This window comes from Paenibacillus sp. FSL H7-0357, from assembly GCF_000758525.1.
Lineage (GTDB): Bacteria > Bacillota > Bacilli > Paenibacillales > Paenibacillaceae > Paenibacillus_AQ.
Window position 1 is genome coordinate 3,407,065 of record NZ_CP009241.1, and the last position, 22,726, is coordinate 3,429,790.

Here is a 22,726-nt window from a genome sequence, read left to right on the forward strand (position 1 = left end):
GCTCCTATTCTTGGTGTGAATTTCCAGTGTTGTGATAGATCAGCTCCAGCATGACGCGAAGCTCTTCAAGCTTTTCCGGTGAAAGTCCGGCAACCGCTGCATGGATCGTCTGCTCCTCAAGAGCGATCGTGCTTTCGATTAGCGTCCGCCCCTCAAGGGTGGGATACAGCAGAAAGGCCCGCCGGTCGCTGGGACTTGTTGATTTTGTAATAAATCCTTTCTTCTGAAGCAGCTCCACGATCCGCGCAGTTGTGGGTTGATCTTTGGCTGCCGCTGCGGCAACTTCCTTCTGGTTAATGCCTTCCCGGTCAACAATCATTAACAGGACAGACCATTGTTCGGGGGTAATATCGTAAGGCTTCAAGGCCCGGGCAAACGCATTGGATATCCTCCGGTGGGTGGAGCCGAGCAGGAATCCGAGGAGTTGCTGCGGAGAGGAAATAGGCAAAAGAATCATCCTTTCTGAAATTACTTGTTATAACAACTATAGTTAAGACAAGTAAATTAGTCAACCCGACGCAAAAAACACCCCATAGAAATGTATCGGACCCATTATGATCCAATAAGATTTCCACGAGGTGCTTTATGTTAACAGCAGCAGTTGTATTATACTTGCGGAACTTTCTCCCAATCTTTCAGGAAGCGTTCGATACCGTTATCTGTAAGCGGGTGTTTCCAAAGGGAAGGCAGCAAAGAGCCCGGGATGGTTGCAATGTGCGCACCGGCGATTGCCGCTTGCTCTACATGTGCGATGTTACGGATACTGGCTGCGATAATTTCCGAAGTCAGGCCGTAGTTGGTCAGGATGGTCTTCAGATCCTTGATCAACTTCATGCCGTCAACGCCGATATCGTCGAGACGACCGACAAACGGGCTGATATAGGTAGCGCCGGCTTTGGCAGCCATGAGGCCTTGAGCCGCGGAGAATACTAGGGTAACGTTAGTCTTGATGCCTTTTTTGGTCAATTCGTAGCAGGCTTCCAGGCCATCTTCAGTCATAGGCAGCTTAATTACGACATTGGGTGCCCACTCAGCAATTTCATAGGCTTCCTTAAGCATTTCTTCTGCTGTAAGGCCAATGACTTCCGCGCTGACAGGACCAGGCACAATAGCCACGATTTCTTTGATTACATCTTTGAACAATCTGCCTTCTTTGGCGATCAGTGACGGATTCGTCGTCACGCCATCCACTAAACCGAGGCGGGTAATACGTTTAATTTCTTCAATATTTCCGGTATCCAAGAAAAACTTCATTGTAAATTTCCTCCCTTGATTTCTTATGGATTGACAAACAGTATGCACAACTTCATTATGGATCATGCCACAGAAAGTTTCAACTGTTAATATGAATATTTCAAAATAACTTTATAGAATATACATCGCTTTCAGTAAGGAGTAGCGTTCTTAATCATGAAGATTTCCTGTGAAAAAGAGACTCAGCCCATTTTGACCATTCCCGGGCATGTTCTCTCCATGATAATATAGAAACGGTATTGTTGATTTTCTGAAGAATGGCGGGTGACAGAAATGATTACTGTAGTTGGGGGCGTCGTGTTGTTTCTGTTGTTTGCTGCAGGACTGCTTGCCTACCAGAGCAGCCGCATGATCTCCGAGCGGGAGGCGATTGAATCTGCCGCTCCTACCGGTTCACTGATGTACTCCGTAGTTAATCAAGCGTTCGCAGAACATGAAGAACGGCCGGAGGCGGTACCGTTATTTCAGTTCACTGTGCTTTCCGGACCGGGAGAACAGCTCGCTAAGGGAGAAAAGGGAACGACTTCCGCTTTATGCCGTGTACCGGCCGGCACGGGAGAGATGGTTCTGACCGACGCGGAGAATTGGATGAGAAGCAACATCCGCAAAGCTTCTATTGAAGGAGCAAGGGTCGTGTTTGCTTCCTTTCCAGAGAAGGCGGACCGCAGGGGAGAGAAAGAGCTGATTCGAAACTTGGAGGCTACGGCGAGAGAGGAGGCCGAACATGCAAATCATCATTAATGATGTGGCGATATCTGTCCGTGAAGGTGACATTACGTCCTGGCAGGGCGATATGATTGTGAATGCATCCAATTCCGGCCTCTATGGAGGCGGTGGTGTTGATGGAGCGATCCACCGGGCTGCCGGACCACGAATAGCTGAGGAATGTGCGGTAATCCGCCAGAAACAGGGAGGCTGTCTGCCTGGTGAGGCGGCATTAACGAGTGCAGGCAGGCTGCCTTTGCTGGGCATTGTACATACAGTAGGGCCGATTTGGAAAGGCGGAGGCGCCGGGGAAGCCGATACTTTGGCCCAATGTTATGCCAGCAGCCTGGACTTGGCCTGCTTAAAAGGTGCGCGGAGCATAGCCTTTCCAAACATCAGCACCGGGGTTTATAATTTCCCTAAAGCGTTGGCCTGTGAAATTGCGCTTCATACGGTCATTGAGTATGTGGCGGCCCAGGATTCCCGGTTGCTGCCGCTGAAAGAGATCTCATTTATTTGCTTTGAGAAGGATAACGCTGAATTATATGAGGAAACGCTTAAAAATTATATATAGCTGGACTTGCGCTCTGGTTGAAGTGGAGGAGAAACGGTAATGACGTCCATAACTGATGTTAATTTTGTTGTAGTTGATCCCGGGAACGCGGATTTGCTTTCGTTAATTGACCGTCTGGATGAGGATCTGAAATCCCGCTATCCGCATGAGACCATCTACGTGGTGGATTTCACCGATCCGAAGGTAAAAGAGATGACTTTCGTGGTAGCTTATCAAGGAGAGAAACCGGTCGGCTGCGGAGCGCTGCGCCCGCTTGACCCGGACAGTACGGTGATGGAGCTCAAGCGTTTCTATGTGGACCCGGGCAGCCGCAAGCAAGGAATAGCCAACAAGATGCTGCTGGAGCTTGAGGCGAAGGCCATTAGTGCCGGCTGCCGGGAAATCCGGCTGGAGACGGGCATCAAACAGCCGGAAGCCATTGCACTTTACGTGAAGCATGGCTATCGGCCGATTGATTTGTTTGGACCTTATATTGGCGATCCGGATAGTTTATGTTACGGTAAGGAACTCTTCTAATCTGATGATCAAGCGTGATATTTGCCTGCAGGGGCATTCAGCACCCATTCCAGCATGAGCATCATATCCTCCAGCCGGGTAAGCTGGGCGTTTAGAGCTTCACGCTGCGGGCTGTCCTCGGCCAGTGGTGTCAAACGTGTCTCCAGAGACCTGCGTTGGAGTGTTAATTCATTGATTTTGGATTGAATCTGATTTTCGGTTCTCATCCGGAATCCTCCTGGTGATGATAATTTTATATTGTAAATCTATTTCATTATTATAACGGATAATATGGAGGTATTAAAATGAGTATCAATGTAAAGCAGCTGGCTGCGGAAAAAGCCGTGGAGTATGTGGAAGACGGAATGAAGGTTGGCCTCGGCACAGGTTCCACCGCATATTGGGCCATCCGCAAGCTGGGGGAACGAGTGCAGCAAGGACTTAAGATTACCGCAGTAGCTACCTCACGTGCTTCGGAGGAGCAGGCCCGCGAGCTGGGCATTCCACTGGTTGCATTTGGTGATGTTGACCACCTGGATTTGACGATTGACGGAGCGGATGAACTCGATGGCCGGCTTCAACTGATCAAAGGCGGCGGCGGTGCATTGCTGCGCGAAAAGATCGTGGCCATGGGCAGCACACGCATGATTGTGGTGGCGGATGAGAGCAAAGCAGTAGAAACGCTGGGCAAGTTTCCGTTGCCTGTTGAGATTGTTCCCTTCGCTTGGGAATGGACAGTCGCTGAACTAGCCAAGCTGGGCTGCAAGCCGGAGCTGCGGCGGAGCGGCGATGAATTGTACAAAACAGACAACGGCAATTACATTGCAGACTGCCGGTTTGAAGCGATTGCTTCTGCTCGTGAACTTGCGATGTCTCTGCAGGGCATTCCGGGCGTTGTTGAACACGGCTTGTTCATTGGAATTGCCGATCTGGCCATTATCGGCAAGAACGACGGCAGCATCGAAATAGTGGAAGGTGAAAGCAATCTCTAGTCCGCGTAAGACGCAGAAGCCCGGAAACCGTTCCGTCCGGGGAAAAATTCAGCCGAAGCCGCGCCGGATATGGGCGTGGATGCTGCTAATTCTGTACAGTACAGCCGTTGTGTACTGGATGTTTATCGGTTTTGGCCGTGTCGTTCATCCGGACGGACCGCTGCAATATAATCTGGAGCCGCTGCGGACCATAAAACTCTATTTTGATTTGGACAATGGGGTGCCTTTCTCCGGCCGGCTGGTGAATCTGCTGGGAAACGTCGCCGTGTTCATTCCCTTTGGCCTCCTGCTGCCGCTGCTGAAGAAGCGGCTTAATTCCATGTTTGGGCTAACCTTACATATGGCTTTATGGATATTGCTGCTGGAATCCATGCAAATGCTGCTGCGTGTCGGCAGCTTTGATATTGACGATCTGCTGCTTAACTTGCTGGGTGTGTGGATAGGTTATATTTTTCTTCATTTGGCATGGGGTAAATCGTTAAACTAAAGTTTCACAAAACTTAAGCGTATGCTTTCGAAGTGAGTTTTGTACGAAGTATTATCAGGAAGCTATGCTCACAAAACTTTTAGGAGGTTTAAAAATGCTGATAGATCTGAAGCATCTCGTGGGTTCTCCCGAGGTGAACGAGCTGCTGGCTTATGCTGTTATTGATGAACCGGATGCATTGCAGCGCACTTCAGCCGAATATAGCGCACAGGCTGCATTGCAGCTGTGCGGCTGGGAAGAGGAAGGCCTGCTGCTGGGGCTGGTAGGCTTTGAAGAAACGGAAGACGGCTCACTGGACATCCGCCATATCGCCGTACTGCCAGAGAACCGGGGCAAAGGGTATGCGCGCGGAATGATTCTTGAGCTGCTAACTGCGCGTCAGCCCCGTTACCTGCTGGCAGAAACTGAGGACGAAATTGCTGCTGACTTCTACCGCAGCCTTGGGTTTATGGTGTACAGCCTGGGTGAAAATGCCGCAGGAATCGAAATGTTCCGCTGTGTATATGAGGTCGAGGAGTCTGAAGACGAAGAATAACGAGAATAAGCTAAGGGGAAAATAGAGAGAATTCTCACCTCCTTACGTCAAACAGCCATTTACGCATGTCAACGTGCGGAATGGCTGTTTTTGTTATGCAAAATGCAAATTAGCCGCTGTTGGAATACGGAAAGGAACATATTGACTTTTTGGGCGGCAGACCATATAGTTTTACTGTGAAACAGTTTCATACGTGAACTATTAATAGTGTTGGGAGGTTTGAATCTTGAAAGAAGAGGCGGAACACTGGATCAACCGCTATTTGGATGCGTACATGGTAGTGACTAGGCAGATTAGCGCCCGTGTCAAGGAGCGGATTCCGGAAGGGCTGACCAATGACCAATTTATTATTCTCCGGCTGATAAACAGTCAGGAGCTTTGTACTTCCACATTTCTGGCCGAGGCGGTTGCGGTAGGCAAGAGTTCGATAACGGCAATTATTAACCGGCTGGACGAAGCAGGACTGATTCAGCGGACCCGGGACGAGAATGACCGCCGCCAGGTGTATCTGACACTCACGGAGCATGGGAAGAGTGTGCATCAGACCGCTGAGAAGCAGGTTCAGGAAGTGATTTCTCCTTATCTGTTTGATTTTGAGGAAAAGGACATTGAGAAATTTATTACCATGTTTGAGAAGCTTGCATTTTTAATGCATGAAACAGGAGGGAGAAACAATTGAAGACCATACTGAAAGCTAGATGGGCTGTAATTACAGTCTGGCTGGCTGTGGCGGTCGTGTTATTTTTGACGGCGCCGGCGATGTCGGATCTGGTGCGCGAGAAGGGGCAGATTGCTGTTCCGGATGGCTACACCTCTTCGAGAGCGGCTGAGATTATGAGAGAGGTGGCCGACGCCAAGGGCGGTGAGACGCTGCACCAGGTTGCCCTTGTTTTTAATAAGCCGGGTGGACTGAGCGCAGAAGATATGGAGAGTATTAAGCAGGGCGTTGAGCAGCTTGCGGCGAGCAAGGAATCGCTGAAGCTGGATTCCATTACCGACCCCTTTTCTCAATCCGAATTAAAGGATACGCTGATTGCGAAGGACGGTAAAACCATTATGGTTGCACTGTCGGTAAAAGGCGGAGAAGAAGGGGTCAAGGAGCTCCCCGCTAAAGTAACAGCCCTGCTAAGTGATGTAACTGCCGATCATTATCTGACCAGCGAAGGACTGATTACGGAGGATACCATTGTCAGCTCAGAGGCAGGACTGAAGAAATCGGAGTATATTACCGTTGTATTTATTCTCTTGATCCTGTTCGTTGTATTCCGTTCGTTCGTTGCGGCGTTTGTGCCGCTGCTTACGGTCGGACTGAGCTATATTGTATCGCAATCGGTTGTAGCCTTTCTGGTGGACCGGTTTGACTTTCCGTTATCCACATTTACGCAGATCTTTATGGTGGCCGTATTGTTCGGGATCGGGACGGATTACTGCATCCTGCTGATCAGCCGCTTTAAGGAAGAGCTGGCAACCTCTGAGGATACGAAAAGCGCGATTATCACCACCTACCGCAAAGCGGGGGGAACGGTATTCTACTCCGGTCTTGCGGTATTTGTAGGGTTCCTGGCCATTGGGTTGTCCAAATTCATGCTGTACCGTTCTGCGGTTGCAGTGGCCGTAGGGATTGCCGTGATGATGCTGGCGCTTGTGACTGTCGTTCCATTCTTTATGGCAGTATTGGGCAAAAAGATGTTCTGGCCATCCCGCGGGAAGCTGGAGCACAGCGAAAGCCGCATCTGGGGGGCCGCTGGTTCCTTCTCCTTAAAAAGACCGTGGGCTGCTTTGCTGATTGTAGCTGCGGTAGTGGTGCCGTTTCTGGTCACTTATGGCGGCAAGCTGTCCTTTAACAGTATGGACGAAATCGGCTCCAACTACGCATCGGTTAAAGGCTTCAATATTATCTCTGAGAGCTTTGGGCCGGGAGAATCGATGCCCGGCAAAATTATCATCAAAAATGATGACCGTATGGATACTGCTGAATATATGGGTCTGGCTGAAAAAATCAGCCGTGAGCTGGAAAAGGTCGACGGGGTCAAAGCTGTTCGCAGTATGTCGCGTCCTACGGGGGAACAGATCAATGACTTCCTGATCCCGACTCAAGTGGCTACACTGTCAGAGGGTCTGGACCAGAGCAATGAAGGGCTCACGAAGATTCAAACGGGGCTTGCGGAAGCAAGCAAGCAGTTAAGTGATAACGAGCCGAAGTTGAACGAAGCCGTATCGGGCAGCGCGAAGCTGACGGAGGGCACAGCTGAGCTGAAACAAGGTATCGCCGCGCTGGGCGAAGGCCTATCACGTATAGAGAACGGCATTAAAAGCGGCTCAGCGGGAGCCGGTGAGATCAAAGCCGGTCTGGCGCAGGCAGCGGCCAGCGCAGAGCAGCTTGCGGACGCCAATGCTGCACTACTGGCAGGCTACAAGCAAATCGGCACGGGGCTGACCGCATTGGACGGAGGCGTTGCAGGGCTGCAAACCCAGCTCCAGGGCGTGGCTGCTGCACTTACCGGGCTGGATGCTTCCTTCAAAGGCCTGGAAGCCAGCCATCCTGATCTTCTGCAGGATGTTGATTACCAGACGATTAAAGGAACGGTAACGCAAACCGGCACGGGTACAGCCCGGCTTGCCGCAGGACTTGGACAGATTTCAGGGCAGCTAAAAGCTGCAGCTGCCGGTCTGAACAAGGCCAACACCGGATATGCCAAGGCCGTTGCCGGTCAAACGGCGCTGGCACAAGGTCTGGGCAAGCTTGCCGCCGGAATCGGCCAGTTGCAGACGGGCCTGAATCAAGCGGCGGCGGGGCAAGGGCAAATTGTCGATCGCATCCCTTCGATCACAAACGGGCTCGACCAGCTGCAAGGCGGCCAGCAGCAGCTTGCTGACGGGTTCGGCCAGCTTACCGGACAAATCGGCCAGCTTACGGACGGTTTGAACGACAGTGCGGATGGCCTGAAGCAAATCACCGGCGGGCTGACTTCTGCTCAAGCGTACCTGGGGCAAATTCAGGAGGCCAAAGATGATGAACTGAGCGGATTCTTCGTACCGTCTGAGGCGCTGGAAGCCGAGGGCATCCAGCAGATTTTTGATACGTATCTGGAAGGTGACGGCAAGGTTATGACGCTGGATGTTGTTTTCGCCGAGAATCCCTATAGTTCCGAAGCGATTGACAGCATTGGAGATATTCAGGCTGCCGTGGACCGGGCTGTGAAGGGCACGAAGCTGGAGAATGCGGAGACCGCGATCAGCGGAGTGACCAGCACCTATAGCGATCTGCAGAAGATTTCCAATGAGGATTACTCGCGGACCGTTATCCTGATGTTGGGCGGTATTTTCATCATTCTGGTATTACTGCTAAGATCGATTATCATGCCGATTTATCTGATTGTTTCACTCGTTATCACTTACTTTACGGCGCTGGGAATTACGGAAGCCATCTTTGTGAATCTGCTGAATTATTCCGGAATTACCTGGACTACTCCATTCTTCAGCTTCGTTATGCTAATTGCGCTTGGGGTGGATTACAGCATCTTCCTGATGGCCCGCTTTAATGAGAACAAGACCTGGGATGTGCGTGAAGCGATCCTGCATGCCATGCGCAATATGGGGACAGTCATTCTGTCGGCTGTAGTGATCCTGGGCGGAACCTTTGCCTCGATGTATCCTTCCGGCGTATTGTCGATGATGCAGATTGCTACTGTAGTTCTGGCCGGTCTTGCCCTTTATGCACTGGTCTTCCTGCCGTTTTTCGTTCCGGTTATGGTACGGATGTTTGGCCGGGCGAACTGGTGGCCGTTTTCTTCGGCATCAGCGGAGGAACAGCCGAAAACATTAGATTTATAAGATTCGTCATGACTTGAATAACAGCAAAGAGCAGGCTTCCGGGACAGTGGAGCTTGCTCTTTGCTGTTTATGAAGAAACTGGGCGAAAAAAATTTCATACATAGAGATAACCTTTCACCACATTCCTGGGCTTGAAATGACCGTTCCTGTAAAATAGCATAAAAAACCTCCGGCATGCACAGGGAGTGCAGAAGCCGGAGGTTTTTGCGTTTTGTGTTAATGATTGCAGGAAGGAATAGGCGTATAATGGAGCCATCCCGGTTATTTATGTACCGCTGAGTCAGCGCAGCTTTGCGAAATAACTGCGCAGCGCCCAGCCGCGTTCCTGCCGCTTCTTGTACTTTGGCAATGAGCGGTAAATGGCCGTAGATTCGGCAAAAGCGCGTTTGGCGTCTTCATTTCTGCCCAGTGCCTTGTACATTGAGCCGGCCAAATAGTAGGCTTCACTGGAAGAGGACTGAATTTCCTGGAATTGTTCTACATAAGAAAGAGCTTTGTCATGGTCAATATTGCGGAAAGTCTCGGCGAGACGGAGATAAGGCTGGCCATATTGCGCTCTGCGGTTGATTTCCAGTCCTTGAAGCATCTGCGCTTCCCCCTCGGGAAGCTGGCCCAGCTTGAGATTCACATAACCAAGCTCCACCCAATATTCGGCGGATTGCTCGTACCGGTCAGCGATCTGCACAAGCAGCTCTTTGGATTCGCTGAAACGCTTGCGCTCAGTCAGCAGCCGGGCCAGATCGAACTTGGCGGAGACATCATTGGGGTTCAGCGAGATGGTTGTCCGCAGCTTGGAAATTTGCCGGCTCCGGCGGAACGGCTTCGTGATGCTTGGAAAGATGCCGACATATCGGCGGTCGAGGAAATACAGAATGACCAGCAGAATGATTAGGGCAAGAAAAGGATTGCCGACCAGATTTAACAGCATGAAAAAACCGAAGATTTTTAACATGAATTCCCTCCATTAATGATTGTGTTTCCATTCCGCAACACGGTTTGTTTGTAGTATGGCGTTGCAGAGCAGGGTAATTATACCATATTTACTAGCGGATCTGAGCTCTATTTTGCAGTAGTTTTGATTCTGGAGAGATTTTTATTATCTTGGTTCTGAAAGAAGGATGAAACTTGGTGACAGAGACAACAGCAGTAACTTTACGCCCCTTAGGCCAATCATTGTTATCCGTTTCACCGCTCGGACTGGGCTGCTGGCAGTTCAGCCGGGGAAGCGGAATCGTAGGAAGGTACTGGAGTAATCTTAAGGATGCAGATATCCTGGATATCGTGCGTGTCAGTCTGGAAGGCGGCATGAACTGGGTCGATACCGCAGAGATCTACGGCGGCGGTAAATCAGAAGAGGCGCTTGCCCATGCGCTGGATCAATTGCAGCAGGAGGGCAGTCTCCATGCCAAGCCGCTGATCGCTACCAAATGGTGGCCGATGCTCCGCACAGCGAAATCTATTTCATCTACAATTGATGAACGGCTCACCTGTCTGGGCGGGCGAAGCATCGATCTGTACCAGATTCACCAGCCGTTTTCCCTGTCCTCAATTGCCAGTGAAATGAAAGCGATGGCCGGTCTGGTCAAGGATGGCAAAATCCGTTATGCAGGGGTCAGCAACTATTCGGCCCAACAGATGGTGGAGGCGCACAGGATATTGCAGCAGTATGGTCTGACTCTGGTATCGAACCAGGTGAAATATAATTTGCTGCACCGGAAGATTGATGAGAATGGAACAATGGAAGCGGCAAAGGAGCTGGGCATATCCATCATTGCATACTCTCCGCTGCAGCAGGGGATTCTGACCGGACGTTTCCATAAGGATCCTTCACAGATCCGTACAGTTTCGAGGATGCGGCGGATGCAATCCGGACTGGATGAGAAGAGCCTGGCCCGCAGCAAGCCGCTGATTGATCTATTATCTGTTTTGGCCGAGAAATATGGAGTAACACCGGGCCAGATTGCCCTGAACTGGCTTATACATGTTCACGGGGATACAGTGGTCGCCATTCCGGGCGCTTCCAAGGTCCGTCATGCAGAAGAGAACATCGGGGCCATGAGTTTCCAGCTTGTTAGAGATGAGCTGGAGCAGCTGAATGAAGCTTCATGGGCAGCCTTGAAATAAACATTCGATACCAAAAAGATTATAGCCTCCGGCCGGATTATCGGCGCGGAGGTTGTTTTTTTTCCTGAAAGTGCAAAAAAAATGTTTAGGGATGGAAATGATGGGTTAAATAAGAGATAAGAAAATGCGCAACCACGCAAATTTAGGTGCAGATTACGGAAGGAGGTTGAACCTTAATGAATATGACAGTACATAATCTTATGGCTTTCAATCATCAGTATTTTAGACCTCAACCCGTGGTCGAAGCCAAATCTTCCAACTCCGATGACAAGACTCGCAGCTTTCAGGATATCCTGAACGAGAAGCTGAAGACATCAACGAATGAGATGAAGAGATAATTAGGAAGTTTATGACACAGTGATGACAATGATAGAAGCCGGACAAAGATCCCTCTGAGGGGGTCTTTGTCCGGCTTTTTTGAATTTAGCGGATATTGGCCGCCTGCTGCAGGCGTGCTGCAATGGCGAGGAAATCCTCCTCTGAAAAGCCCGGAGCGAATTCTTCCGGCACTTCCGGAGCTTCGGCAATCGGAAATCCTTTAGGGGAGCCTTCAATGACCTCTAATGGCTGGCCGTCTTCAGGGTGCGGCCCCTTCCAGATTTGTTTGATCTCTGTGAAATCTCCCTCGCTGTTCGTGTACAGCTTCGTATGAATCCCTTTGGACTCATATTTACGCGTTTCATTAAATGCTTTATTGCTGAGGGAAGGGATTGGAATGAGCTTGCTGACATCTACACCTGTAGCCATTTCCAGCGCTTTGGCGTAGGCCACCACATGCACTCCGCCGCGTACCAGCAAATACCCGACCACCTCGCGGGCAGCCGGATGGTCTGTCATTTCATAAACCTTCATCTTATGAGTACGGGCGCCGCATTCCAGAAAGAAGTTATGCAGCAAGTCCAGAATCAGATTGCCGCTGTTAAAGACATATTCTCCGCTCCATGGGCGTCCCATGGAATCTACAGGCAATGCGCCTTGGCCGCCGCTAAGGGCAAAATAGGTGTTGCGTGCGTTTTTGAACGGCTCCAGCGGCGTTTGATCCGGTTCTTTATAAAGTGGAGCCGCAGAGGCATTTATTAACTGCATGCGAGACCAGTTCAACATGGCCCAGCTCTTCTGCAGTGATGCTCATGAGCAGATCATAGAACGGCTTGAGCTTTTTTTTGCTTCGGAAATTGAAAGACTGGAACAGGTAATTGTTCAGTGTGGACATTTCCCCGTATTTCCCGCCAAGCAGTTCCTGAACAGTCATTCCTCGCTCTATAGTGTCTCCCTGCCTGTCAATCTATACTCAGTGCTATAGTTAATTTCCGTGCGTAATGTTGGTTGCTCCAAAGCTGTCGCCGGGTGCGGTGTCTACGAGATACAGTCCTCTCCATTCTCAAACTATTTGAGCTAGGGTCTGATCTCAAAAAATTCGCAGCTCCGCCGGGAATAGTAGGTTAAATCGCTGACCCGCGACTGGATGACAACATCCGAATCTGTAAATCGGACAACCGTCGCTCCGGAATTCACCAGATGATCGTCCTGAAAGACGCGCACAGGCAGCTTGCGGTCAACGGCTTCCTGTAAATCACTGTCTGTCAGTAAAGGGCGGTTGATAGGCATGAAAGGTACTCTCCTTTGATGGGTGAATAATTGCTTGAATTAAAACCAGTATACCTGTGCAGAGGATAGAAATCCAATGGTTCCAAACGGGATGCGGCTGTGGAAATGGGTGTATAAGAACCGGAATTTACCATATCGTAAATATTTCCACCTCAAATCGGAAGTTTGCCTCCTCAAAAAAAGATTTCTCCTACTGTACACTAAGACTTGTAAGAGAAACCTTTGAGAGGGGTACAGAGGAATGAAAAAAGCAAAGAATCTGGCGTTGACGCTTGCTTCAATCATGCTCGTTGGTTCACTGGCAGCATGCGGAGGTAACAACAACGCTGAAAACAACACTGCGAAAAATAATGCAGGTAACAACGTTAAAAGTACAGATGCGCCGGCAACCGAAGGAGATAAAACGGAACCGGCTGAGAAGGTTGAGCTATCATTCTGGACACTTGGCAGTGTTAACTATGAAGAACTGGCGAAAGAATATACCAAGGAACATCCGAACGTTACAATCAAAATTCAGAACACCGGTGACCAGACTGCCCATCACAACAACCTGACAACTGCGTTGTCGGCGAACTCGGGAGCGCCTGATATTTTCCAACTTGAAATCGGTTTCATGGAACGTTTCCTGGGTGCTCAGGATAAATTCTACAACCTGAATGATCTGGGAGCAAAAGATATTCAAGCCAATTATCTCGACTGGAAATGGAAGCAAGCCTCCTCTGTTGACGGCAGCTTCCAGCTCGGACTTCCAACGGATATCGGTCCTACGGTTGTCTACTACCGCACGGATTTGGCTGAAGCAGCGGGACTGCCAAGCGATCCGGAAGGGTTCAGTGCTGCTATTGACTCATGGGATAAGCTCGCTACTGTGGCGAAAGCCTACAAGGACAAAACCGGTAAATACTTCTCTGACTTAACAGATCTGACGTATAACGCGCTCCGCGACCAATCTCCTGATGAAATCTACTTCAGCAAAGCTGACGGCAAATTTATCGGAGATACCAATCCGCAAGTGAAAAAAGCTTACGATTTCACCGTTAAAGGCATTCAGGAAGGTTGGATCAGCAATATGCTGCTGTGGTCTCCTGAGTGGGGTCAAGGCATGACCGACGGATCGTTCGCCGTAGTTATGGGTCCTGCATGGATGGCCGGCTATATTAAGACCAACGCTCCTGATTCTGCCGGTAAATGGAAAATTGCTCAGCTGCCCGAAGGTGCCGGAAACTGGGGTGGTTCGTTCATCACCCTTCCTAAGGAAGGCAAACATCCGAAGGAAGCTTATGATTTCATTCAATGGCTCGTCAACAAGGATAATCAGCTCGAATCGTTCAAAGCTAAGGGTCTGATGCCTTCCATTCCTGCACTGTATGAAGATCCGGCATTCGTAGATTTCAAAGATGACTTCTTCGGCGGCCAACAAATCGCAGTTGAATTTGGTAAGGCGGCTAACCGTGTTAAACCGGTATACTACGGACCGCTGCATGACCAAACCGATACCTTCTTCAAGAACGCGCTGAAGAACGTAATTGAGAAAAAAGCCGACCCTGCCAAAGAGTGGGATGAAGCAGTTAAACAAGCGAAAACCCTGGAGGAACGCAGCTAAGCATTTCAATTAGGAAATGATGCCTGTAATGCCGGATTCATGGAGAGCCGCACTCTCTGTGAGTCCGGTTTTAGTGAAATAGGAAGACTTAATCATCGATCAAGACTCCTATCGGAGTTTTTGCTATATTCCCTGGAGGTGTGACATGGCTGAACCCGTAATTACGAGTCCACATGCCGAGAGCAAACGCCCTTTTTTAACTGAACAAAGACGGAGCCGCCTCACTGCTTATACATTTATTTCTCCGTTCTTTATTCTGTTCTCGATATTTGGACTGTACCCGATCTTCTTTACGTTTTATTTATCTTTCTTTAAGTGGGACGCGCTCAATCCGATGAAATTCGTCGGGATGAAGAACTACGATCTGGTCACAAGCGACCCGACCTTTTGGATTTCCTTCACCAATACGCTGATTATGGGCCTGATGGGCACGTTGCCGCAGGTGTTTCTGGCGCTGCTGCTCGCAGTGCTGCTGCATTCAGGAATGACGCGGTTTAAGAAAACCTTCCGTATTCTGTATTTCATGCCCAACATTACGTCGATTGTGGCTGTTACGCTTGTATTCAGCACCCTGTTCGGCAACAACGGGATGATCAACTGGATGCTGAACGGGCTTGGACTGGACAGTATGGCATTCAACTCCGGCTGGTGGGGCGTAAAGATTGCCATCTCCACCATGGTTATGTGGCGCTGGACGGGTTATAACGCGATCATCTTCCTGTCGGGCCTGCAGAGCATACCGATGGATCTGTACGAGTCCGCGCGGATTGACGGTGCGAACAGAAGACAGCAGCTGTTTTCCATCACACTGCCGCTCCTCAAGCCATTCATTATTTTCGTATCCCTCCAATCTACGATTGGTGCGCTGCAGCTCTTCACAGAGCCATATGTATTCTTGGGCCAATCCGGTACCGGATCAACCCGCCAGGAAGGGATTACAATGGTTACTTATTTATACAGCGAAGCATTCCGCAACGGATTCTTCGGTACGGCGGCGGCTACGGCGGTTATGCTGTTCCTCGTCACTATTCTATTCTCCATCCTTAATATGCTGATTACCAGAGGCACAGGCGGAGAGTCTAGGAGGAGAAAAGCGTGAGCACATTGCGAATTTTCAGAAAAAAACCGGATGACCTCGGTTTCTTCGGCAAGTTGGGGTTTTATTTCCTGCTCATTCTCGGAGCATTAATCTCTGTCTTTCCATTCTATTGGATGTTTGTTGTAGGAACCAATGACAAGGGTGCGGTGTTCCATAAGCCACCTTTGTTAACCATCGGGGACCAGTTCTTCGACAACTTCAGCAGAGTGCTGGAACGGTCGGATATCTTCCTGGCACTCGGTAACTCGCTGTTCGTCTCGTCCATGGTCACGATTTCGGTTGTGTTCTTCTGCACCCTGGCCGGCTATGCATTTGCCAAATATGAGTTTCCGCTAAAGAACATGCTATTTGTGTTCGTCATCGCTACGCTGATTGTTCCCCAGCAGCTGGGTGTAATTCCGACTTATGTTATTATGTCCAAACTGCACTGGATCGACAGCTTCAAGGCGCTTATTGTGCCTGCGATGGTCAATGCCTTCGGGATCTTCTGGATGCGCCAGTATATCTCCTCGGCGGTACCTACCGAACTGATTGAAGCAGGACGGATTGATGGAGGCGGACATTTCCGGATCTTCTGGAAGATTGCTATTCCTGTCATTACTCCGGCAATGGCTACGCTTGGCATACTTAATTTTATGACGGTATGGAATGACTTCTTCTGGCCGCTCGTCGTCCTGAAGAATAAAGAGCATTTTACCATTCAGATCGCGCTGCAGCAGCTGTTCAGTGCACGTGATGGTCTTGACTATGGGATGATTATGTCAGCAACCTTTACGGCCACACTTCCGCTGCTCGTCGTCTTCCTGTTCTTCAGCCGTTGGGTAATTGCCGGTCTGACCTCAGGCGCAATCAAAAGCTAAACTGGTTTTTAATGTTAAACAAGGAAATAGGGAGTACCGTGAAGAATAATAATGGGCAGAGACAGCAGGAGGAAGGGAAAGGCATATGAAGCTCCGCCGCAAAATCTTGTTCGCTATTATTCTTCTCGTGTTCATTCCCGTGATCGTGATGGGGATTGTTACGTATGCGAATTTTTCCAGTGCCATGGAGAAGAAATCAAGCAATTTTTACTGGATCTCACTTCTGGAGACAGACCGCAAGCTTAAGTTTGCACTCAGCGAAATCTCATACATTACAAATTCGGCTATTATTTCGCCAAAAATTCAGGAAACGCTCAAACAGCCGGATTTTGTACTGACCTACGACATTAAGCAGGACATTAACAACCTGCTGATAAATCATCCGATGATCACTTCTTTCAGTCTTTACGGCAAGGATCGCCTGATCTATCAGTACAACGCCCCTATGCCCTTCAATGAGATGCGCCATCAGAACTGGTACCGCGCGATGGAGGAAGCGGAGGGCCGGCCGGTATGGTCGGGACCCGGAGAGAATGGTTCGGAAGCTACCGGCAATCCGGTACTGGTGCAGTCCAGAATTATCAAGGATTCTTATTCTCTGGAGGATATCGGTTATCTGGTCGTTTACGTTAAGCCGGATTTGCTCGACCAAATTTTCTGGGAAGCTGCAACACTGAAGAAAGGGGATATTCTGCTGGTCAACAAGCAGGGGAATATCGTCTTTAACAAATCCGGTGAGCATATCGGGCAGCAAACCCATTTTCCTTTTCTGCAGGAGGGTTACGCCCAGGCTCAGGATTATTACATTGACAACTATCAAGGAGAGAAATCACTGATTACTTTCCTTCCTTCTCATAATTTGGACTGGAATTTGGTGGCCATCACTCCCATGAATCTGATTTCCTCGGAATCAGACTCTATTCGCAATCTTGCCATCATTCTATCCACGGTATCGCTGCTGTCCGCCTTTTTGTTTGACCGCTATTTCATCCGAAGGCTTGTGCGCAGCATTAACAGCGCGGTCAACGGTATGAAGCGGGTCAAGCAAGGAATCTTTACTCCGATTACGACACCTTTGCGCTCTGATGATGAAAGCGATCTCTTGATTGACGGCTTTAACCGGATGAGCTCGCAGATCAGCGAACTCATTGAGCAGGTGCAAACCGAGCAGGGCCGCAAAAAGGAAGCGGAAATGCAGGCATTGATGGCGCAGATTAACCCGCATTTTATTTATAATTCACTGGAATCCATCAACTCTATGGCGGTGCTGGCGGGGAACAGGGATATCAGCAAAATGGTCATTTCTCTCGGCAGGCTGCTGCGGATCAGCATCAGCCAGAATCAGGAGCTGATTCCGCTGCAAATGGAGTTTGAGCATGTCCGCCACTATCTGGATATTCAGAAATTCCGTTTTGAAGACAAATTCTCTTACGCTATTGACTTGCCCGATACCCTCAGAAATGTGATGACCCAGAAGCTGATTGTTCAGCCGATAGTGGAAAACGCGCTATATCATGCCATTGAGCAGATGGAAGAGCATGGGGTGATCACCATCGGAGCACAAGAGACAGGTAAAGATATTATTATCATCGTCAAGGATAACGGTCCGGGCTTCGATCTGGCCACACTGATGAGCCTATGGAATACAGAGCACAGCAATCCGAAGAAGTACAGCGACAGCGGCGTAGGCCTGAAGAATGTGCATGAGCGCCTGAACATCCGTTTCGGCAATCCTTATGGTATCCTCGTTTGTTCGTCCCCTGGATTCGGTTCGACAATCTGTATCCGTATTCCCAAAATCCAGCCATGAAAATAAGCGAAAACGGGATGAAAGAGGGGCGAGGAGCTGTGAAATGGGTGATGAAATGGGGCTGGATACTGCTCTATATCCTGCTTATGGCCGGAGCGGTATTATTTATAAATTTTGGCAACAGGGAGCCGATTGAAGATAACTCTCCGGAGAAGATTACGCTGACCTTCCGCCATTTCTGGATAAAGGAGCATGACAAGCCGCTGCTTGCAATATATGAAGAGGTCGTTCAGGAATATCAGAAGGAACATCCCAACGTCAAGGTGAATTTCGAGGGACTCGACCAGACGATTCACCGTGAGCAGAAGCTGAAAAACGAGATGGTCACGGGTACACCGCCGGATATGTTCGTGCTGTTCGGCGGTGCGGAGATTGAGCCGTATGTCCGCTCCAACCGGTTGATGGATCTGACTGATTTTGTGCAGGAGAACGGGCTGAAGAACCAATTCAGTGATCTGCATCTATGGACCTTCAACCAGCATATCTACGGATTGCCGATTGAGGGAAATGCCGAGCCGCTTTATTTCAACAAAACGCTGTTCAGCAAGCTGGGCATCAAAATTCCCGGGACGGTTGCTGAACTGGATGTTGCGATTAAGACGCTAAAGAAAGCAGGGTACATCCCGTTTGCTCTCGGCAATGAAGACCGCTGGCCTGCCGGGATATTCGCCCATTATTTAATGGACCGGTATGCCGGACCGGAGCTGATTCAGAAGCTGGTTACCGGGGAGGACGGGAGTACCTTTCAGAATAATTTGTATTCCCAGGCTTTTCAGCATCTGGAGCAGTGGATTGAGGAGGAGGCATTCAGCGCCAAATCCAATGATTTATCGACGGAGAATGCGGTCCGTTTATTTACAAGCGGCAAGGCTGCGATGTATTTGAACGGTAATTGGGATATTAATCTGTTCTCGGGAGACACGGCTCCGGCAGATTTTCAGAATCAGGTAGGCGTGATTCCTTTTCCCGCTCTGAACCAAGGGACAGAACCGTCCATCGCGGGAGGTTATACGATAGGAATCGGTCTCTCCTCCAGCCTGAGCGGAAGCAAGCGGGAAGCGGCGCTGGAGCTGATGAAAGCATTCTATACAAAAGAGATTCAGACACAGATTGTGTATGAGGGGTTAAGAATACCTTCGATGCGGATCACCATTGATCCGGATAAGACAGGACCGGTATTCGCTCAGGTAATGGCTATGATGGAGGATTATCACCAGAGCTTTGTTCCGTACGATAACCTGCTGTCTCCAGAAGTGAAGAAGACCTTCCTCAGTGTCATCGAGGAGATGATCGGCGGAGGGATGCAGGCTGACGAGGCGCTCGCGCAGCTGCAATCCGCTTCGGAACAATACTGGAATCTGATACAAAGTTCTACAGTTCAATAAATCTGGGGGGTGCCGGAAATGACTGCACGGCAAGAGAAATACAAAGTGCTGCTAGTGGATGATGAGCCAATTATTCTGCGAAGCTTGAAGGTGGCGATTCCCTGGGATGAGCTGGGACTTGAGATTGCGGGAGAGGCCAGAAATGGTGAAGTGGCGCTGCGGCTGATTGAAGAGAAAGCGCCGCAGATCATCATCAGTGATATACGCATGCCTGTCATCGATGGTATCGCCCTGATGAAAGAGGTGCTGCCCCGCAGCTCCAAGCTGATCTTTATTTTTATCAGCGGCTATGGGGAGTTCGAATATGCGCGTGATGCGCTGCGGCTCGGGGCATTTGATTATTTGCTGAAGCCGATTGACCATGATGAATTAACGGAGATGCTGACCCGGGCGAAGGTAAAACTGGATAAACAGAAGGAGAACGAGCAGTTGATGCTCTCTGTACAAATGCTGTCGACGCTCGCAAGGGAGCGGATGTTTGCGGAGTTCACGCTCGGCAATTCGCGGCCTTTGCAGCATTTAAAATGGCTGGAGAACAGCGAGCTGGAGGGCGAATATTTCATGGCTGTCGTCAGGCTTGACGACTATGCGGCCCTTGCTGCAAGATGGAGCGCGGAGGAGAAGCATCTCTGGCTGTTCGCAATCCGCAATATCCTTGAAGAGTGGTCAATGGACAATGGCGCGCTTTCTGTATTCCCGTTCTACAATGGAGAATGGGTGCTGCTCTTTCCGGGAAGGCTCGGGGAAGGCAAAAGAGAGCTTGGCGAGAAGTTGGTTGCTGATATTAAAAGGTACTCCAAGCTGGCCTGCTCGGTAGGGATTAGCCGCAGCACGCAGGGGATCGATCAATTGAGCACCGTATATCCGCTTGCAGCCAAGGCGCTGTTCCAGCGCTTCTATTCCGGCCAAGCAGGTGTATTTATTGAAGAGGAGACCCCGGATACAGGCGGCAGGGATGTGAAGTATCCGAAGGAGCTTGAGGTTTCGCTGATCGAAAGCATCCGCACGCTGAACATGGAACGGATGCTGGTGCTGTTCGATGAAATGGCCATCTTTATTGAGGCCCAGGCATTGTCCAAGGAGCTGGCCGAACGGATCATCATCGAGATGGTTGTGGTGCTGTACAGGCAATTTGAGAACCTGAACATGCAGCCGGACTGGTCGCTGGAGGGGTTGCTTGGCAAGCTGCACGGTCTGGGAACCCTGACGGCAATGATTAGCGTGCTGAAGCAGGAATTCTGCGAGTGGATGCTGGAGAGCAACAAAGTGATGGCCCGTGAAGACGGACGCAGCGTTGTTGAGAAAGCCAAACGTTATATTGAAGACAATTATCATAAAGATCTCAGTATTGAAGAGCTGTCGGAGGTAGCCGGTTTGAGCATCAGCCATTTCTGCACGTTATTTAAGCAAATATCCGGTTACACCTTTCTTGAATTCGTTACCAACTGCCGGATGGAAAAGGCCAAATATATTTTGCAGAACAGCAATGTGAAGGTCTACCAGGTAGCTCCGCTCGTTGGTTATCAGGACCCCCGTTATTTTACGCAGGTGTTCAAGAAAGCGACCGGCAAGACGCCGACAGAGTACCGCGAGGAATGTACGAAGCAGGCATAGTAGCTTGGGGATAATTTCCGGAACACTTGGTAAAGGGCAGCAACGATTAAAAATTTATTTGAGAAGTGCACAGATCTCTCTGTGCGCTTTTTTTGCTGGCAGCAGGACTGCTCATCAGTGCCGCAGGGACCATCGGTATGGGGTCGGCGCATAATGTGCTGCTCGCGATTTTGCTTCAAGCGTTGACTGGCTTCTTTTATCCTTGTGTTCATATCTGCATCAATACACTGATTCTGCAAAATACCGAGACTGCCTATATGGGCCGGGTAGGCGGAATTATGGGACCGATGTTTATGGGATTTATGGTGATCGGCATGTCCATGGCCGGATATCTGAAGGGAACATTCTCGCTGTTCGCTGTTTTCACAGGGAGCGGTGTGCTGATCTTGATGGGTACGCTGATTTTGCTCCCGCTGCTACGGATTAGAAAGTTAGCTTAATTTGAGGAAAGTATGACATTTGTCATACTCCCTCCTTGATATTTATGACTTACGGGTATGACACTTCCTTCTCTATAATGAAGTTAGATGAATGTGACCGGAACCGGACACATCCGAGGAGGAAACAAACACGATGACTACGAAACAGACATCCCAGCTTTCCAGTTTGAAAAAAAGTGTGGCTCCCTACGAGAAAACAGACCGCAAAACAAGCGTAAGACAGCTTATTAATACACTTGGACCGCTTGTCCTGTTATGGGCGGCTGCATATTTCAGCCTGTCTGTCTCCTACTGGCTTACCCTCCTGTTTGCGATTCCGGCAGCGGGGTTTGTGATCCGGACCTTTATTATTTTTCATGACTGCTGCCACGGTTCGTTCTTCAAAAGCCGTAAAGCCAACGATATCATAGGCACGATCACGGGAGTATTAACCTTGGTGCCTTATCGCCAGTGGAAACACAGTCATTCCATCCATCACGCCGGAAGCAGCAATCTTGAGAAAAGAGGCATCGGCGATATCTGGATTATGACAGTTGAAGAATATGAGGCTGCCAAGCCTTTGAAACGTTTATATTACCGGATTTACCGCAACCCGCTGGTGATGTTTGTAGCTGGACCTATCGTCGTTTTCCTGATCCAATACCGTTTTAATGCCAAAGGGGCAAGACGCAAGGAGCGGATGAATACTTATCTGACTAACATTTTGATTGCAGCGCTTTATAGTGGTTTGATTTTGGCCATCGGCTGGCAGGCATTTCTGCTGGTACAGCTGCCGATCGTATTTGTCTCAGGCTTCCTTGGCATCTGGTTATTTTATGTACAGCATCAGTTCGAGGATTCGTATTTTGAGCATGAAGATGAATGGAGTTATGTAAGTGCCGCCGTAGAAGGCAGCTCTTACTACAAACTGCCGAGACTTTTACAGTGGATCACCGGGAATATCGGGTTTCACCATGTCCATCATTTAAGTCCGAAGGTGCCGAATTATAATCTGGAGCTGGCCCATAATGCCACTCCGCCGCTGCAAAAAGCGACAACGATCACGATTGGCAGCAGCTTGAAGGCCCTTCATTTCCGTCTGTGGGATGAAGAGAATAGAAGATTTGTAGGCTTTAAGGAAATCAAGGCAAGACTGCGGGAGCCAAAGCCGGCAGTGGAAGCGTTAAAGGTACGCAAACCCGGACTTCAAGGCGAATAGAGCCATCCATATCTTTTAATTGACACTGTAACAGGAGAGGAAGCCAGAACCGCTGAACGCTGACCGGTGCTGAGCTTTCTCTTTTTTGTTGCGGGTTGCCGGTTGCTGC

23 protein-coding genes and 1 pseudogene are annotated in these 22,726 nt (G+C 49.6%); 18 read left to right on the top strand and 6 right to left on the bottom strand.

What is annotated here, in order from left to right:
- Positions 1–4 precede the first annotated feature (4 nt).
- The gene (locus H70357_RS14705) at positions 5–448 is read right to left on the bottom strand and encodes a MarR family winged helix-turn-helix transcriptional regulator (protein ID WP_231578431.1); all 444 of its coding nucleotides are present in this window, start codon (positions 446–448) and stop codon (positions 5–7) included.
- Positions 449–606: 158 nt separating this feature from the next.
- Positions 607–1,254: a fructose-6-phosphate aldolase gene (gene fsa, locus H70357_RS14710; RefSeq protein WP_038590710.1), complete on the bottom strand. Its 648-nt coding sequence runs from the start codon at positions 1,252–1,254 to the stop codon at positions 607–609.
- 273 nt (positions 1,255–1,527) lie between these two features.
- Between fsa and H70357_RS14715 the strand changes: the two genes are divergently transcribed.
- Genes H70357_RS14715 through H70357_RS14725 form a run of 3 tightly spaced genes read left to right on the top strand, consistent with a single transcriptional unit; the run spans position 1,528 to position 3,049 of the window.
- The gene (locus H70357_RS14715; RefSeq protein WP_156130868.1) at positions 1,528–1,995 is read left to right on the top strand and encodes a hypothetical protein; all 468 of its coding nucleotides are present in this window, start codon (positions 1,528–1,530) and stop codon (positions 1,993–1,995) included.
- Between the two features lie 4 nt (positions 1,996–1,999).
- Entirely contained in the window at positions 2,000–2,533 is a 534-nt protein-coding gene (locus H70357_RS14720) for a macro domain-containing protein (RefSeq protein WP_231578481.1), read from the top strand.
- A 39-nt stretch (positions 2,534–2,572) separates the two neighbouring features.
- Entirely contained in the window at positions 2,573–3,049 is a 477-nt protein-coding gene (locus H70357_RS14725) for a GNAT family N-acetyltransferase (RefSeq protein WP_038590718.1), read from the top strand.
- Positions 3,050–3,057: 8 nt separating this feature from the next.
- On the opposite strand, the gene H70357_RS14730 is transcribed toward H70357_RS14725, so the two are convergent.
- A complete protein-coding gene (locus H70357_RS14730) occupies positions 3,058–3,255 on the bottom strand; it encodes a hypothetical protein (protein ID WP_038590720.1) in 198 nt (65 codons plus the stop codon).
- Between the two features lie 84 nt (positions 3,256–3,339).
- On the opposite strand from H70357_RS14730, the gene rpiA reads away from it, so the two are divergent.
- The 5 genes from rpiA (at position 3,340) to H70357_RS14755 (ending at position 8,876) form a co-directional block, all read left to right on the top strand.
- Positions 3,340–4,020 (top strand): ribose-5-phosphate isomerase RpiA, encoded by a 681-nt coding sequence (rpiA, locus tag H70357_RS14735; protein WP_197073716.1) that lies wholly within the window; start codon positions 3,340–3,342, stop codon positions 4,018–4,020.
- The gene (locus tag H70357_RS14740) at positions 4,004–4,507 is read left to right on the top strand and encodes a VanZ family protein (protein ID WP_052092034.1); all 504 of its coding nucleotides are present in this window, start codon (positions 4,004–4,006) and stop codon (positions 4,505–4,507) included. Before rpiA ends, H70357_RS14740 begins: the two co-directional genes overlap by 17 nt.
- A gap of 94 nt (positions 4,508–4,601) precedes the next feature.
- A complete protein-coding gene (locus H70357_RS14745) occupies positions 4,602–5,042 on the top strand; it encodes a GNAT family N-acetyltransferase (protein ID WP_038590727.1) in 441 nt (146 codons plus the stop codon).
- Positions 5,043–5,268: 226 nt separating this feature from the next.
- The gene (locus H70357_RS14750; RefSeq protein WP_038590729.1) at positions 5,269–5,721 is read left to right on the top strand and encodes a MarR family winged helix-turn-helix transcriptional regulator; all 453 of its coding nucleotides are present in this window, start codon (positions 5,269–5,271) and stop codon (positions 5,719–5,721) included.
- Positions 5,718–8,876 (top strand): MMPL family transporter, encoded by a 3,159-nt coding sequence (locus H70357_RS14755; protein ID WP_038590732.1) that lies wholly within the window; start codon positions 5,718–5,720, stop codon positions 8,874–8,876. The genes H70357_RS14750 and H70357_RS14755 overlap by 4 nt, the downstream gene beginning before the upstream one ends.
- A 280-nt stretch (positions 8,877–9,156) precedes the next feature.
- Here H70357_RS14755 and H70357_RS14760 read toward each other — a convergent pair whose 3' ends face one another.
- On the bottom strand, positions 9,157–9,828 hold the full coding sequence (locus H70357_RS14760) for a tetratricopeptide repeat protein (protein WP_038590735.1): 672 nt from the start codon (positions 9,826–9,828) through the stop codon (positions 9,157–9,159).
- A gap of 176 nt (positions 9,829–10,004) precedes the next feature.
- Between H70357_RS14760 and H70357_RS14765 the strand changes: the two genes are divergently transcribed.
- A complete protein-coding gene (locus tag H70357_RS14765; RefSeq protein WP_197073689.1) occupies positions 10,005–11,000 on the top strand; it encodes an aldo/keto reductase in 996 nt (331 codons plus the stop codon).
- 176 nt (positions 11,001–11,176) lie between these two features.
- Positions 11,177–11,338 carry a hypothetical protein gene (locus H70357_RS36295; protein ID WP_179091770.1) on the top strand — a complete coding sequence of 54 codons (162 nt, stop codon included), beginning with the start codon at positions 11,177–11,179 and terminating at the stop codon, positions 11,336–11,338.
- A gap of 85 nt (positions 11,339–11,423) precedes the next feature.
- Here the strand turns inward: H70357_RS36295 and H70357_RS14770 are convergent.
- Both H70357_RS14770 and H70357_RS14775 read right to left on the bottom strand, forming a co-directional pair.
- Positions 11,424–12,246: pseudogene (locus H70357_RS14770) on the bottom strand (manganese catalase family protein); the annotation flags it as partial.
- A gap of 149 nt (positions 12,247–12,395) precedes the next feature.
- Entirely contained in the window at positions 12,396–12,608 is a 213-nt protein-coding gene (locus tag H70357_RS14775) for a hypothetical protein (protein ID WP_038590741.1), read from the bottom strand.
- Positions 12,609–12,849: 241 nt separating this feature from the next.
- Here H70357_RS14775 and H70357_RS14780 point away from each other — a divergent pair, with 241 nt between their 5' ends.
- From H70357_RS14780 to H70357_RS14815, 8 genes are all read left to right on the top strand, one after another.
- Positions 12,850–14,211 (top strand): ABC transporter substrate-binding protein, encoded by a 1,362-nt coding sequence (locus H70357_RS14780; RefSeq protein WP_038590744.1) that lies wholly within the window; start codon positions 12,850–12,852, stop codon positions 14,209–14,211.
- A gap of 145 nt (positions 14,212–14,356) precedes the next feature.
- On the top strand, positions 14,357–15,310 hold the full coding sequence (locus tag H70357_RS14785; protein ID WP_038590747.1) for a carbohydrate ABC transporter permease: 954 nt from the start codon (positions 14,357–14,359) through the stop codon (positions 15,308–15,310).
- On the top strand, positions 15,307–16,170 hold the full coding sequence (locus tag H70357_RS14790) for a carbohydrate ABC transporter permease (protein ID WP_038590750.1): 864 nt from the start codon (positions 15,307–15,309) through the stop codon (positions 16,168–16,170). Before H70357_RS14785 ends, H70357_RS14790 begins: the two co-directional genes overlap by 4 nt.
- A gap of 85 nt (positions 16,171–16,255) precedes the next feature.
- The gene (locus H70357_RS14795) at positions 16,256–17,980 is read left to right on the top strand and encodes a cache domain-containing sensor histidine kinase (RefSeq protein ID WP_038590753.1); all 1,725 of its coding nucleotides are present in this window, start codon (positions 16,256–16,258) and stop codon (positions 17,978–17,980) included.
- A 38-nt stretch (positions 17,981–18,018) separates the two neighbouring features.
- Entirely contained in the window at positions 18,019–19,365 is a 1,347-nt protein-coding gene (locus tag H70357_RS14800) for an ABC transporter substrate-binding protein (RefSeq protein ID WP_038590756.1), read from the top strand.
- An 18-nt stretch (positions 19,366–19,383) separates the two neighbouring features.
- The gene (locus H70357_RS14805) at positions 19,384–20,979 is read left to right on the top strand and encodes a response regulator (protein ID WP_038590759.1); all 1,596 of its coding nucleotides are present in this window, start codon (positions 19,384–19,386) and stop codon (positions 20,977–20,979) included.
- Between the two features lie 92 nt (positions 20,980–21,071).
- A complete protein-coding gene (locus H70357_RS14810; protein WP_038590762.1) occupies positions 21,072–21,419 on the top strand; it encodes an MFS transporter in 348 nt (115 codons plus the stop codon).
- A 133-nt stretch (positions 21,420–21,552) separates the two neighbouring features.
- On the top strand, positions 21,553–22,617 hold the full coding sequence (locus H70357_RS14815) for a Delta(5) desaturase DesA (RefSeq protein ID WP_038590765.1): 1,065 nt from the start codon (positions 21,553–21,555) through the stop codon (positions 22,615–22,617).
- Positions 22,618–22,726: the final 109 nt, after the last annotated feature.

What these genes read in the sequence shown, in the direction of transcription:
- fsa (WP_038590710.1), bottom strand. Translation starts at nt 1,254, where the DNA reads ATGAAGTTTTTCTTGGATACCGGAAATATTGAAGAAATTAAACGTATT.
- H70357_RS14715 (WP_156130868.1), top strand. Translation starts at nt 1,528, where the DNA reads ATGATTACTGTAGTTGGGGGCGTCGTGTTGTTTCTGTTGTTTGCTGCA.
- H70357_RS14725 (WP_038590718.1), top strand. Translation starts at nt 2,573, where the DNA reads ATGACGTCCATAACTGATGTTAATTTTGTTGTAGTTGATCCCGGGAAC.
- H70357_RS14730 (WP_038590720.1), bottom strand. Translation starts at nt 3,255, where the DNA reads ATGAGAACCGAAAATCAGATTCAATCCAAAATCAATGAATTAACACTC.
- H70357_RS14745 (WP_038590727.1), top strand. Translation starts at nt 4,602, where the DNA reads ATGCTGATAGATCTGAAGCATCTCGTGGGTTCTCCCGAGGTGAACGAG.
- H70357_RS14760 (WP_038590735.1), bottom strand. Translation starts at nt 9,828, where the DNA reads ATGTTAAAAATCTTCGGTTTTTTCATGCTGTTAAATCTGGTCGGCAAT.
- H70357_RS36295 (WP_179091770.1), top strand. Translation starts at nt 11,177, where the DNA reads ATGAATATGACAGTACATAATCTTATGGCTTTCAATCATCAGTATTTT.
- H70357_RS14775 (WP_038590741.1), bottom strand. Translation starts at nt 12,608, where the DNA reads ATGCCTATCAACCGCCCTTTACTGACAGACAGTGATTTACAGGAAGCC.
- H70357_RS14780 (WP_038590744.1), top strand. Translation starts at nt 12,850, where the DNA reads ATGAAAAAAGCAAAGAATCTGGCGTTGACGCTTGCTTCAATCATGCTC.
- H70357_RS14785 (WP_038590747.1), top strand. Translation starts at nt 14,357, where the DNA reads ATGGCTGAACCCGTAATTACGAGTCCACATGCCGAGAGCAAACGCCCT.
- H70357_RS14795 (WP_038590753.1), top strand. Translation starts at nt 16,256, where the DNA reads ATGAAGCTCCGCCGCAAAATCTTGTTCGCTATTATTCTTCTCGTGTTC.
- H70357_RS14805 (WP_038590759.1), top strand. Translation starts at nt 19,384, where the DNA reads ATGACTGCACGGCAAGAGAAATACAAAGTGCTGCTAGTGGATGATGAG.
- H70357_RS14815 (WP_038590765.1), top strand. Translation starts at nt 21,553, where the DNA reads ATGACTACGAAACAGACATCCCAGCTTTCCAGTTTGAAAAAAAGTGTG.